13 protein-coding genes and 1 pseudogene are annotated in these 12,711 nt (G+C 60.0%); 4 read left to right on the forward strand and 10 right to left on the reverse strand.

Going from position 1 to position 12,711, the window contains the following annotated elements; all coding sequences use genetic code 11:
* Positions 1 to 74 precede the first annotated feature (74 nt).
* Positions 75 to 452 (reverse strand): hypothetical protein, encoded by a 378-nt coding sequence (locus tag AC2ETI_RS02790; protein WP_220388528.1) that lies wholly within the window; start codon positions 450 to 452, stop codon positions 75 to 77.
* 151 nt (positions 453 to 603) lie between these two features.
* Positions 604 to 1,057, reverse strand: a pseudogene (locus tag AC2ETI_RS02795) (transposase); the annotation flags it as partial.
* 197 nt (positions 1,058 to 1,254) lie between these two features.
* On the opposite strand from AC2ETI_RS02795, the gene AC2ETI_RS02800 reads away from it, so the two are divergent.
* The gene (locus AC2ETI_RS02800; RefSeq protein ID WP_139182792.1) at positions 1,255 to 3,378 is read left to right on the forward strand and encodes a hypothetical protein; all 2,124 of its coding nucleotides are present in this window, start codon (positions 1,255 to 1,257) and stop codon (positions 3,376 to 3,378) included.
* A 256-nt stretch (positions 3,379 to 3,634) separates the two neighbouring features.
* Here AC2ETI_RS02800 and AC2ETI_RS02805 read toward each other — a convergent pair whose 3' ends face one another.
* The 3 genes from AC2ETI_RS02805 to AC2ETI_RS02815 all read right to left on the reverse strand — a co-directional run bounded on the left by AC2ETI_RS02805 (position 3,635) and on the right by AC2ETI_RS02815 (position 6,039).
* Positions 3,635 to 4,303, reverse strand: coding sequence for a DUF8176 domain-containing protein (locus AC2ETI_RS02805; protein ID WP_092764481.1), 669 nt, complete (start codon positions 4,301 to 4,303; stop codon positions 3,635 to 3,637).
* A gap of 108 nt (positions 4,304 to 4,411) precedes the next feature.
* Positions 4,412 to 5,500 carry an insoluble domain protein gene (locus AC2ETI_RS02810; protein WP_483633538.1) on the reverse strand — a complete coding sequence of 363 codons (1,089 nt, stop codon included), beginning with the start codon at positions 5,498 to 5,500 and terminating at the stop codon, positions 4,412 to 4,414.
* Between the two features lie 191 nt (positions 5,501 to 5,691).
* Positions 5,692 to 6,039 carry a hypothetical protein gene (locus AC2ETI_RS02815; RefSeq protein WP_483633539.1) on the reverse strand — a complete coding sequence of 116 codons (348 nt, stop codon included), beginning with the start codon at positions 6,037 to 6,039 and terminating at the stop codon, positions 5,692 to 5,694.
* Positions 6,040 to 6,210: 171 nt separating this feature from the next.
* On the opposite strand from AC2ETI_RS02815, the gene AC2ETI_RS02820 reads away from it, so the two are divergent.
* Entirely contained in the window at positions 6,211 to 6,384 is a 174-nt protein-coding gene (locus AC2ETI_RS02820; protein WP_155404261.1) for a hypothetical protein, read from the forward strand.
* Positions 6,385 to 6,403: 19 nt separating this feature from the next.
* Here AC2ETI_RS02820 and AC2ETI_RS02825 read toward each other — a convergent pair whose 3' ends face one another.
* A complete protein-coding gene (locus AC2ETI_RS02825; protein WP_051119134.1) occupies positions 6,404 to 7,234 on the reverse strand; it encodes a MerR family transcriptional regulator in 831 nt (276 codons plus the stop codon).
* 52 nt (positions 7,235 to 7,286) lie between these two features.
* Complete coding sequence (locus AC2ETI_RS02830) at positions 7,287 to 7,793, reverse strand: VOC family protein (protein WP_070797188.1); 507 nt, start codon at positions 7,791 to 7,793, stop codon at positions 7,287 to 7,289.
* A gap of 169 nt (positions 7,794 to 7,962) precedes the next feature.
* On the opposite strand from AC2ETI_RS02830, the gene AC2ETI_RS02835 reads away from it, so the two are divergent.
* The gene (locus tag AC2ETI_RS02835) at positions 7,963 to 8,451 is read left to right on the forward strand and encodes a nitroreductase family deazaflavin-dependent oxidoreductase (protein ID WP_483633540.1); all 489 of its coding nucleotides are present in this window, start codon (positions 7,963 to 7,965) and stop codon (positions 8,449 to 8,451) included.
* Between the two features lie 18 nt (positions 8,452 to 8,469).
* Here the strand turns inward: AC2ETI_RS02835 and AC2ETI_RS02840 are convergent, their stop codons facing one another.
* Positions 8,470 to 9,681 carry a GDSL-type esterase/lipase family protein gene (locus AC2ETI_RS02840; RefSeq protein WP_483633541.1) on the reverse strand — a complete coding sequence of 404 codons (1,212 nt, stop codon included), beginning with the start codon at positions 9,679 to 9,681 and terminating at the stop codon, positions 8,470 to 8,472.
* 106 nt (positions 9,682 to 9,787) lie between these two features.
* On the opposite strand from AC2ETI_RS02840, the gene AC2ETI_RS02845 reads away from it, so the two are divergent.
* Positions 9,788 to 10,363: a TetR/AcrR family transcriptional regulator gene (locus tag AC2ETI_RS02845; RefSeq protein WP_483633542.1), complete on the forward strand. Its 576-nt coding sequence runs from the start codon at positions 9,788 to 9,790 to the stop codon at positions 10,361 to 10,363.
* A gap of 187 nt (positions 10,364 to 10,550) precedes the next feature.
* Here the strand turns inward: AC2ETI_RS02845 and AC2ETI_RS02850 are convergent, their stop codons facing one another.
* Together AC2ETI_RS02850 and AC2ETI_RS02855 are read right to left on the reverse strand one after the other, a co-directional pair.
* Positions 10,551 to 11,459, reverse strand: coding sequence for a tyrosine-protein phosphatase (locus AC2ETI_RS02850; RefSeq protein WP_317832961.1), 909 nt, complete (start codon positions 11,457 to 11,459; stop codon positions 10,551 to 10,553).
* A gap of 184 nt (positions 11,460 to 11,643) precedes the next feature.
* A complete protein-coding gene (locus AC2ETI_RS02855) occupies positions 11,644 to 12,564 on the reverse strand; it encodes an alpha/beta hydrolase (RefSeq protein WP_483633543.1) in 921 nt (306 codons plus the stop codon).
* Positions 12,565 to 12,711 lie beyond the last annotated feature (147 nt).

The following is a 12,711-nucleotide window of genomic DNA, read 5'->3' on the forward strand; positions in this document are numbered from 1 at the left end:
GGATTCGGGATCGTACGGTTTGAGCTGGATCAGTGTCGTGGCAACGGTTCCGACGAATGCCGTCACTGGATCCGTCAGCCTGCCGCGGCGACCGATACAGGACGCGTTGTCCACCAGAGCCGGTGTGGGATCGCACCGAGATCCTGTGAGAGCAGCTGCCATATGCCCGCGACCAGGTCCGTGGTGACCCGACTGGGCATCATCGCGGTGATGAACCGGGAGAACGCGGAAACCATCACCAGCACCGGCGGGGAACCGGACTGGTCTCCGCCGAGCGGAATCGACGCCGGCGGAAACCATAGATCGTACTGCACGACCTCCCCAGGATCGTGAACGAGGCGATCCGCCGGGTCCGCAGGAGCGTATTCGGGTCGGATCATCCGGACGCGTTCACGCAGCCAGCTGATCGACCCGCTCCACCCGATGCGTTCAGCGATCACTGTGGCGGGCATCGTTGCATGTTGTGCGAGCAGTGCCCTGATCTTCGGTTCCACGGCACCTGTCGCACATGCCGATACTTGGTGTTCCACAAATAATTAGACAGCGGGAGCACATTCGTCAGCAGCAACTCGGCGAACAGTTGGATTGCGCCATCGCTGGCGCCGGCTGCAACCGGCTATCGGAGACCGATCTAGCCGACGCCGGTCGGCTTTTGGGGCGTATTAGCTGCTCGGAGGTATCTGCAAGCCCTTGCAGATAGGCTCGACCCCGAGCCTCCGACCCACGATAACATCGCCGCGATTGGGATCGATGAACGCGGTCATTGTGCTAGCGGTCGAGCTCCGCCCCGAAGAAAGACGCCGCACGCTTCAATATCTCGTTGGCGCGCGGTAGTTCTCGGATTTCCTGCTCGAGTTGCTTGATCCGATCGGCCTCGGCGGTGCTCACTCCCACAGTCAGACCGTCATCGATATCGGCCTGCGTGAACCCACGACCTGACGGACTCGACCCCGTAACCCAACTGCGAGGCAACCCGCGCTGTCGTCCCATGCTCGGTCCGCAACGCCCGGACCATCCGCACCGCACCGGCCTTCTCCTCCGGCGAATACCGCCGCATCGTCGGCCTCCCTGACACCCGTTCAATCGGTATGCTTGCATCCTCGTTTCCAAGGCCAGAAGTCTCCACCGAACCCAGAGCGATTCAATTCGTCGTGGACGAATCAAAGTCTTCGAGGTCTTTGGCTGCTACCTCGCCGACAGCCGGCACGAGAACTTGGTAAGCGCTTCTTAGTTTGATCGGTAGACTTCTTACTCATGCCCCTCAATCTAAAAAACTTGCAAATCTCAATAAACAGATTTATAACCGAACCGATCAACTCAACCGTCATGACCATTGGTAGGATACTGAGACTTACAACCCAAGACGACAACCGGATCGGGGTCAGAAACGTGTTCGAGAAGCGCGAAAGGTGGATCGAAGAACTATCACATGAGCTTCGATCAGGTACAACCACTCTCAGCCGCTCCGGACATATGACACTTTTGGGCATCTCTAAGGAAATCCGTGATGCTGCCAGTATAACACGGAATCCAATCGACTCCGATACCAGCGTTTGGGATTCTTTACTGCAAGACTTGCGAGATTCCTACGAATATTCCGGCAGAGAAATGAGCGCTCACACATCATATGCTTATAGCCAAGTAATATCACGGATAGATCGAGTAATTGAGACTAGAGTTGTCGACGGCCGAGAAAAGCGGGTGGTGATAAAACAAAAAAGGAATCAAGTGGCCCCTAAAGCGACAAACCTGATAGAAAAATTACTTGAGCCGGCGGCAGCTGTCGCTTCCTGGCATGACCTCACGGAGGGATGCAAGGATATGATTAACCCGTCTTTTACCAGAGATCGAATTTCGTATTTCAGAGAGTCCATGTTCGCCATTCTTGAGGATCGATACATAGAAACCGGCTGGACGAGTCCAATCGGAGACCTTGTCGAGATTGCGAACGCTAATCATCAGATCATCTATTCGAGTCGACAGAAGCTTGGCGACGATGTCGAAGAGGTTCAATCATTCGAGGATATGGCGAAGCCACAGCTCGACGAAGAAGGACGCATGAACCTGTGCGACAGAATCGTGGGAAGTGAGCCAGACCGACGGGACGTCGTAATATGGCTCAGGATCAAGGATGCACACCTTCCGAGTGAAGACAGTGTCGCTTATGGTCCTATTACGCTTTATGAAGGGAAAGGCCTGGCATACATGGTCACCGATCCGACTGCACTAGCGACTGCGTACTCGATCACTCCAGTAGAACTCCTGGACGACGAAGTTCAAAAGTTCCGGGCTGAGCAGGAAGCAGACGAATACTTCGGTTTCCCATACGAACCGTTGGTTGTATATGCGCGCATATCGCTGGTCGACATACCGGTACATCGGGCAGAGAAAGAAGCTAGGTCATTGCTCAAAGCAGTGCTGGATTTGACGTATCCTGACGAAAATCAGTGGAACATCATGGGTGGTCACCTTCAGTTTGCATCGGGGACTTTCTTTTATCGAAATCTCGAATGGGGGCGACGCGAACCCATTAAAAGTAAGCTATTCATTGAGAATGATCACACATTCGCAAAACTGAAGAATATGACAGATTCACCGAAGACAATAAATCAGCAGTCCATCGAAGATGCACAGCCAATCCTAAAACTCATCAACGCTGTGCTGAAAACTAAGGATGATGATCTAGAGTCAGTCATAATGGCTTCGGTTCGTTCTGTTGAGCACGTCAAATCATGGGTTGTGGGGGAAGGCCCGTCATGGAGTTCTTTCATAAACAATTACTTAATGGGCGCTACTCTGAAACTAAGATTGCGGCACACTATCGGACAGTATCTCTACGTAGCCGCAGCGAATCCACCCGGCCATTACCCGCCCGATCGAAAGGTCGTGGAGTCCTGGCGAAAGATCATCGATGAGGTACGCTCATCCGACCGATCATATAACATCGTAAAGATACACGACCACGTTGACGAGTTGATTAAGATCCAAGCTGAGACTGTATTCGCTCGTCCACTTAGGGACCTGCAGCTAATACTCAAAGACACCGCTGCATTGAAGAGTCAGCTTGAATACGACCGAACACGCGTAGGCGCTCTTGCCCAGCGGCTGAGACGATCACGGAACGCGGCCGTCCACGGCGGCGTACTGTCCCAAGATGCGTGCGAATCCATGGCCAACTTCGCATTTGACCTGGCGCTTCAGGCCCTGAACGTCTCGATGAAGTCCATCTTCGAGGGCGTGGACAAGAAGAGCCTGTTTGATTCCTACCGCGACGAGAGCACCAATCTCCTCGATAGCTTCAGCGATACGCTTGATTTGAGTGTTCTGTTTGAGGACACCGCATCGCGAAAGACTAAGAAGGTGAATACTCCTCGATAGAACGCGCGAGATCAAACTCGTAGGACACCACGATCCCAATAACCAACATCAGTTGAACGCCTCCTTGGTACCCGTGACGTCCCAGTCTGCTCCATTAGCTTCGAGGATCTACGAGTCACTGGTCGGATCGATTGCCATGTGGTGCGGCAGTAGCCCCTACGGCGGCGACCGCGACAGTTACAGCGCGGCGGGTTCGGTTGGCAGAGTCATTCATTGGGGATTCATCTCTCTCGAAGAATGTTGTCGCCTTCGTGGGTCAACTGATGCTGTCAACGAACCATCGACCGTCAAATTCTTTAGCAGTGATGGCCTGTGGGAACTGTGAGGGCGGCTCGCCAGGACGCATTTCGGTGAGAGCGACGGAGTAGATACCGGGCAAGATCGGTCTGATGCGCACGCAATGGGTGGTTCCTGTTGGGACGGTTTCGATTCCGGCTTGGATCTTCTCCTTCGCTGGCAGGGAGGTGTCGGGGGTGGTGAGTGCACGGACGGCTGTTCCGGAGCGGGTGACGTAGTAGGCGTATTCGAACGCTGCGATGACTCCGGGGCCGCTTTTCTGGTCGCCGGGGTCGGTGCGGCATGCGGTGGCGTCGGTTTCGGTCGTCGGTACGGAGGCGAGAGCGGGCGGGGTGACGTCGAGGGCGGGTGCCGATTCCGAGGTGTTCGCCTCGTCGGCGATTCTTTCCTGTGCGCGCTCGTCGTTGCCGGAGAGAAGGCGCAGGACGGACCAGTCGAGTAATGCGACCACGACAATTAAGGCAGCGACGTAACGCAAGCGGTGCGATCGGAAATCCCTCTTGCACGGACGCTTCGGCGCTGGCGAAGGCGTGGGTGCAGACACTGTTGTGGCCACGTCCGCGCCTGCGCCATGGGGCGTGCCGCCGAGTAAATCGATCACTGCGGGGTGCCTGCTCGTGTTCTTCATCGCTGTCGCCCTTTCGGTGCTCGCACCTGGTCCTGCAGTGGCGCATGGACAAGTTCAGGGCGAGCGGCGCGTTGCCGCCCGACTTGAACGGCTCTGATCATGCGAGCTTTACGCCGGGATACCTGCGCCGACTGCGTCGCTGATCAGCGAGGACGCCAGGCCCGGGGTGGCGCTGGTGAGGAAGTCCGTGAGTGCGGTGTCGACGTGTTCGACGATCTGCTCGCCTCCGGGCTGAGCTGCGACGAAGTCGTGGGCCTGCTGGTCGATCGTGGGGGCCGTAGCGATGGTGTCGCGGACGGCGGGTTGGTCGACGTCTGGGACCTCGATTTCGACGGGTTCGCCGAGTTCACCTGCGCCGTACGCGACGGCGGCGGTGAATCCTGCTATTCCTCCGCCCAGACCGCCGACAATGAATGCTGGTGCGCCGGCGAGGAGGGCGCCTGTACCGGCGCCGACGGCGGTTCCGGCGAGACCGCCCGCTACCCAACCGATTCCGGGGACAAAGACGTTGCCCAGTCCGAGGCCGATGTTTCCGCCGACGGTGCCGCCGATCAGTGCTCCTCCGATGGCGAACGGGGTCGCGAGGCCGATTCCTCCGGCGAGTGCTCCGGCTGCGGCACCGCCTACTTGGGTGGCGGCGTCGCGGCTGGCTTTGTCGACGGCGACGCCGAAGGAGTTCCAGCCGGTGGCGGCTCCGGATTCGATGATGGCGGTGGTGTTGTTGGTCCGCTCGAGGTCGACGTCGGAGACCCAGTTCGGTTGTGCGATGTGGAAGGTTCCGATGCGGAGGGTGTCGCGTGGGGCGATGATCGGTGCGACGACGTCGACGGGGGTCGGTGTGGTCTTGGTGTAGGCGGGTGGTGTGTAGGTGTTGGTGTCGTAGTCCCAGTTCGGTAGCGGCTGGTAGTCGATTTTCTGGTGTTGCGCGGGTGGGTCGACCCAGTAGATGGGTTCGGTCGGGGCTGGAGCTTCTGTGGCCGGCGGCGGGGTGGGTTCGATGGTCACGCCGGACTGTCCCCCGCCGTCGGTAATGCCTGCTTGTCCTCCTCCGTCGGTGATGCCGGCTTGCCCGGGCGCTGCGGCGCATTGTCGGGAGATGCCCATCTCGGCGGCGACGTGGGCGATCGGACGACTTTGGCAGCGCTCGATCAGGCGTCGTCTTCCCTCCACGGTCAGCGGAGCATTACGGTGTGTCACAGGGCTGGTCCTTCTTGGTCGAGAACGGTTGTGTCGCAACTCCCATTCTTACGCCGAGGACCAGCCCGTCTACTTCAGTCCCGCGTCAGCAACGTCCATACCCACAACAGCCAGGGATGGCGTTTTTGAGGACGCGGCGTAGTTCGGAGATGACGGGGTCACCGCCGCCTTGGGGGCTGCGAAGGGGTTACTCAGCACGGGTGATGTCGCCGGCGGTCGGGGTGATCGATTGAGAGATGCGGCGGCTCATGGGTGGACCTTTCGGGTGAGGGTTGTGCAGGTGTGTCAGCGAAGCCTGCGCTCCGGTGTCCGGGCGCGGCTGCGGTGGTGTCAGGTTCGGGGAGCAGGACGACTTCGTGTGGTCCGTAGGTGATGTGGTTCTTGACCCGTCCGGTGCCGTTGAAGGCGAGGGTGGTTTCGGTGACGGCGCCGCTGTCCTTGTCTCGGATGACGGTGACCGCGGCGACGTTCGCGGGGTGTTCGTTGCCGTGTCTGTCGTCGACGAGGACGGTAATTCCTTCGGTGATCGCCCGAATCAACCAGACCTACGAAATCGACTAACAGCTCACTTTCCTCAACGACGACCAAGCTCTCCTCGACGAGAACGATTCAACAAAACTGATTGCCTCGCCGTGACCTCCCGCTTCTTCCGACAGGCGAGATGATCGCTGGGGTGGGAGGATTACCGCAACGAGCCAACTCTCTGGCGAGTGACAACGGAGGTAGACATGAAGGTCCCGGCGTTCCACTCGACGGAACCTTCGGACCTCGACGTCTATCACGACAACGAAAGCTGCATCTTGGCCGCGCGCATCGCAGTACCCCATCGTGCCCCCGGGGTCGACGGCCGACCGTGGTGCACTGCCTGCGCGTCTTTGGACTGACGAGCGACCACCAGCTCACTCACACCCATGTCGCCGATTCGGGGACAACTCCATGGGCCAGAGCGTTCGCATCGATGACAGCGCGGAGCCACGCGGTCAGACCGGTCTCGACCGTCTCGTAGAACAGCGCGTCGTAGAACTCGGAGAATCCCGGATCGGCCACGTACATCCGTCCCAGACACACCTGCATCGAATGTGTGCAGTCGAAGTAGACCCCGATCGACGCTCGGTGGCGTTCTGCCAGCGAATTCGCCTCGGCGCTTCCCGGTTCGACACCCGCGCGGCACGCCAGCGCCAGATGTTCGTTGAGCGTCTCGACGCAGTCGGTGATCTTCTGCCAATCCTCAGCGGTCCTACCCGCCGACCGTTCCGCGTGCTGCGCCCACTGCGCACTGTCACCCCAACGCTCGTGCGCCTCCGGCCCCCATGACGGCTGCCAGTGTCGGCCGAAGATCGACACCTGCTCGTCTGCCGGCAACAGCACACCGGACTTCCTGGCATCGATGATGCGATCCAAGGACTCGCCCCGTTGCTCCAAGTCGGCAATCCGTTGTCGCAACTCGGCGCGCTGCCCGCGCAGTGTTTCGTCCACGTGGGCTGCCGGCGATTCGAGCAATATCCCGATCTCGTCGAGCGACAAGCCCACGTCGCGGTAGACAAGTACGCGACCAATTCGGCCGAGGTCGGCGTCGGTGTACAGCCGGTAGCCACCGTCACTGCGCCCGGACGGGCACACCAAACCGATTGCGTCCCAATGATGAAGGGTACGTACAGTTATGCCCAGCCGAGATGCGGCAGCACCGACGGTAAGAGCATTGTCTGCCTCGTCTCCGAAGAGTTGATCCGTCACGGCATCCAGTTTGACAGACGCGGCGCGCGAGACCACCGCGTCAGACTTCTGTTCAGTCGTCGGGTCCGTCAATTCCCATACCTCGCAGATGCTCGGCCTCGGCACTGTTCGGGTCGTACGGACGAGCGGCCGTCATGATCACACGCGCGTTCTCCGGTGTCACGATCTCCAACTCCAGTGAATTCCACGGCTTCAGGTCTGGACCGCTGGTGCATCCGGGCCGCAATTCCTCACACGCCTTTGCTATCTGGTCGATCTGACTCAGCACACACGCAAAGCTCACGCTGATGGACGGTGGTGAATCTGCTCGCTCGCCGGGCACGAGCAGAACGTCTTGAAATGCCCAGCGCCGCAGATGCGTCAGTCGATCAGGCACCGAAAAGAGGTCGAAGAAACCGAGCCCGCGGATCCAGAAGTCTGCCGATTCGGCCAGATCCGAAGTCGGAACAGACACGAACATCGGCATACCGTAGAGACCTCGGAACTGTTCCGGAGGCACGGCATCGGTCGTAGGGACAGGGACGGGGCTGATGTCGAATGCAGGGTAGGTGTCGGTCATGAAGTCATCGTGAGCCCTCACGCTACGTCAGGGTCAAATCGTGTGAACTCCGATCACAAAACACAGTGACCGGAAACCACAGTGATCAGAAATCGAGAAGCACCGAGCCCGGAAGCCTCATAGGTTTGTCGAAACGACGCTCACGCCGACAAACTGGAGGTAGCCGACCATGGCACAGACGGATCCAACACCGAGAGATCCCATCGGGAATCACTGCGAACCGAAGTCCGGCGGTTCCGGCGCACTGTCACGGTGGATGCAGCGGAACGCGAACGCCCGCACGAATCGCAAGATTCGGCGCGGGAAAGGCACGTTCATGGGAATGGACGTCCTCATCCTGCACACGGTAGGCCGACGCAGCGGGCAACCCCGAGAGACTCCGCTGATGCACCTGTCCGACGGCAGGGGCGGTCTGTTGATCGTGGCTTCGGGCGGCGGCGGTCGAAACCCGGACTGGCACTCGAATGTGGTGGCGCATCCCGATCGAGTGTCTATCGAGATGCCCGGCCGAAATGCCGTACCAGTCACAGCTCACGAACTAGAAGGCGACGATCGCGAGCAAGCGTGGCACCAAGTGGCCACCGCCCAGCCCCGAATCGCCAAGTACCAGAGCAAGTCCGATCGCAAGTACCCGCTGATTCGGCTCACCGTGATGTGAGTGGTGGTGTGAGCCGAATCAGATTGCGCGATTACACCTCGCCGGCGAATACACCTCGCCGGCGAATACACCGCCGTCTGCGAATACACGTTGGGCAAAGCGTTCGCCGATGAGACGATGCGTTGCAGCGTCCGGATGGAGCTGATCGGGAAGCGGCAACTCTTCGTTCTCCGCGGCACCGTAGAGATCACACCCGTCGACGTAATGCAGATTGGGATCATCGACTGACCGCTGGGTTACGATGCGCGCCAACTCTTCCCGAATCGAGCGCAGCGTCAGCTTCCCGGATGCCCGCTCGGCGGGATCTCCGGTGGCAACGAATCGCATTTCGCCTCTGGCAAGAGCGTCGAAGTCGAAGGCACCAGGCCCCGGTGTGTCCTCGTGGATCGGGCAATAGACGGGCGAAACGACCAACAGCGGAGCCACTGGATGACCGTCGCGAACCGTGTCGAGGAAGCCGTGCATTGCAGATGTGAAGGCCCGTAGGCGCATCACGTCTGCGTTGACCAGATTGATGCCCATCTTGATGCTGATCAGGTCAGCAGAAGTGTCGCGCATCGCGCGGGCGGTGTACTGGTCCAGCAGAGCACTGCCACTGAACCCGAGGTTGATCAGATCCACGCCGCCGACGGAGGCTGCAAGAGCAGGCCAAGTGCCGGAGGGACTTTCAGCGCCGGATCCTTGACTGATCGAGCTTCCGTGATGGAGCCACACGCGGCGCTTCGTATCAACCGCGAGTTCGAGTGGCGCGTCGGTTCGCAATGCGACAAGTTCGGTGGTCTCGTTGTGTGGCAACCAGATCTCGACGGTCTTGGATCGCGCGGGCAGCTCCGCGAAACGGATGATACTGACAGGTCCGGACTGCCTCTGAGCGGTACCGGTAGCCATGTCGATCGTCACCGTATTGCCGCCCGTCGCGCTTGCTTGCCCGGCCAGTTCGCCGTCGACGAGCAGGTCGTACACCCCTTGCGGCCTCGGCGGAGCGCCGGTGTAGATCATTTTCGTGGGCAGAGTATCGAGTTCGATGCTCGTAGCGCTGGTTCGGAATACAAGCCGCACTCCGGACGGTTGTGATTGCGCCATTGCCATCTGCCCGTCAGCGAATTGCGTGCGAGCCTTGGCAGGTAGGCGGTGCGTCAGCACACCGCGTTCGGTCCGTTCGATTTCGAGGGCTCCGCGCACGATGTCGTCGGAAATTTCGGTAGTAGTCCAGCTGCTCTGGCTGTGCATTTCATTCACCTGAAAATCGTTTACGGAAGTTTGCTACTGCTGATAGTAATTTGCCTATAATCCTTAGGCAAGTGGTTTACCCTCCCAACGAACAGGACCGATTGACATGCCTCGCGCAGGACTCACAGCCGACCGTCTCGCGATGGCGGGCGCGGAATTGGCCGACGAGGTCGGCTTCGAGCACGTGACCGTATCGGCAGTCGCCAGGCAGTTCGACGTCAAAGTCGCAAGCCTGTACTCCCACGTAAAGAGTTCGAACGACCTCAAAACCAGAATCTCGTTGCTCGCTTTGGAGGAGATGGCCGACCAGGCTGCCGACGCCGTGGCCGGTCGGTCCGGCCGCGACGCTTTGACCGCCTTCGCGAACGTCTATCGCGACTACGCGAAGGCACACCCCGGCCGGTACGCCGCGTCACAGATGCGCCTCACCCCGGAGGACGCAGCAGCGAGCGCGGGCTTCAGACACTCGCAGATGATGCGATCGATTCTGCGCGGATACAACCTCACCGACCTCGACCAGACTCACGCAGTTCGGTTGCTAGGCAGCGTTTTCCATGGATATGCCAGCCTGGAGTTAGGTGGATCGTTCAGCCACAGTGCACCGGACAGCGCCGAAAGCTGGTCCAGGATCCTCGAGGCTCTCGATTCGATGCTGACCAATTGGCCAGCGTCGAGTGCATGATCAGGCGTGCTTCTTGTGAGCAAAGTTCCTGCGCCACTTGGTGATGGCATGCGGCCTGATGATGGAGACCGCAACCTCGAGCCCACCGCAGGAGCAGCGCCACAAAATTGCGCATTCCCGTAATCATTGGTCGCACTGGAACAGCAGAGGGTCCGAGTGGGCAATAAGTCGAGGTGTGGGGCTGCGCCTAGAGGAGAAGCTTGGCACGCAGAGAGTCGATAGTGCCCTGGTCGACGCCGAGGCCCTCCCGTACGTAAGTATCCATACCGCCGTAGAGCCGGTCCACCTGGGCGTACGCCGCATCGAGCCACGACAGGTCCACCGCGTCGTCCCGGCCCAGGTACGTGTTCGACGCCATGAAGTCGGCACTGATGACCTCACGCGGGACACCGAGGATGGTCAGCAGGATCGCGGTACCCCAACCGGTGCGATCCTTCCCTGCGCTGCAGTGGTAGACGGTTGCGCCGTCGGAGTTGTTCGCGATCGCCGTCAGCAGATCATGGAAGGCGACATCGGAGCCACGGTAGTTGACCATGAACGGGTAGCCGATGCTCTGGCCGATGTTCGAGGTTCCGTTGACCGCGCCGTCGATCAACGCGCGACCGAGGGTCAGGGGAACGAACTCGTGGAACGCGATGCCATGGTCGATGCTGACGACGTCGGCGACCTGGTAGGTGACCCCGGCGGGGATCCGATCGGGATCCTCCGTGCGTTCGGAGGTGTTACGCAGATCGACGTCGAGGGTCAGGTTCGCGGCGGTGAGTTTGGCCAGATCAGTCTCATTGAGCGAGCTGAGCTTGTTGGAACGGAACACCAGGCCTGTCCGGACGGTCCTGCCGTCGGTAGTCCGATAGCCGCCGATGTCGCGGAAGTTCCGCGCCTCGTCGAGCCTGATCTCGGCCGCGGACGGCGGTGAGATCTCCGGCAGCGGCGGTTGCTCCCCGGACGATCCGAACTGGCTCGAACCCGATTGCGGGTCGCCGCTCGAGGCGGAGGCGAGTGCGGGACCGGTCAAGGCCGCCACCACGGTAAACAGCGCAGTGAGGGCGATTCCGAAAGAATGCGCCCCTCGGCGGCGCGTGTAAGCAGTCGTCATCGTCGTCCTCTTCACTCGCTGTGCTGGACGACCCCGCGCCCCCGCAAACTCACGTGCGAGATTACAAGGGTGGCGCGCTCCTCGTCCCGACTTTGCCCCAAAAACCGGACATTTGTTCAGGTGTCCGAATTGCCCGCTCCTGCCACTCCTACACCCTCGGCACACTGAACCGCGCCCGTGCTTGTCACGCGGGGTTGGAGTCGAGTCGATTCCGAAGCCAAGCACCCATATCGAGCGCAGCACGCCGGGCAACAGGCGTTGGATGGTTTGTAAATCCATGCGGGACAACAGGATAGAGACGCAAGTCGACGTCGTTACCGGCCGCCGACAGCCGCGCCACCATGGCAAGGTTCTCAGCCAGAACCACGTCTTCTGATCCGACCACCACGAGGGTAGGCGGCAGGCCGCTGAGGTCGCCGAATGTCGGAGAAATATCCGGGAGAGTGCGATCATCGACATGCCCGACATAGGCTTCGATGAAGTATTCGTCGCTGATGGTGCGGCCCGCGGGAGTCTGAGCACTGACGTCGTACGTGCCCGCTTCCAACACGGCACCGGAAAACGAGTGGGCCAGACCTCGATCACGAAGGCGCAGCAATGTCGTCGTCACCAAGGTTGCTCCCGCCGACATGCCACCGATGGCGAGCCTGGTTGTCCCGAACCGTTCGGCAGCGACATCAAGTAGCCACAAAGCGACTGCCTCGCAATCGTCCGGCGCTGCCGGCCAAGGGAATTCCGGTGCAAGCCGGTAATCGACGGTAACCACTGCCACCCCGACCGCGTCGGCAAGTCTCGTACTTCGGGCGTCAGCGCTGGCCGCTGAACTCATGTAGAAACCACCACCCGGAAGATACAGATAGACCCCGTTGACAACGCCGTCTTTCGGCGTGACTACGCGCACTGAAACGGATCGACCCTCGATGTCGAGTGTGTGTTCAACAGCCCGGGTCGCCGTGGGCTCAACCACCCTGGATGCTCGCGCCACAAGCAGTTCCTGCAGCGAACTCGGACCGACACCGGCAAGCCGCGACGCATAGAACGCTCGCGTGATCGTCACATCGTCGCCGGGTAGTTGTTCGACCAGATCAGTCAGTGCAAGCTTCACAAATGCTCCCTCGGGTCGCGACTTGTCGACAATTCTCGCACCCCGTACAGCAGCCTCGAGCCGGGGCATTCCAGGCAGTGAAGACGTGACGGGTATGTGCGAATCGCGCCGCAATAAGGCGTTCTCACGCTACCCTCATCTCCAAAT

Source organism: Rhodococcus sp. MurmanLake-1, assembly GCF_056945715.1.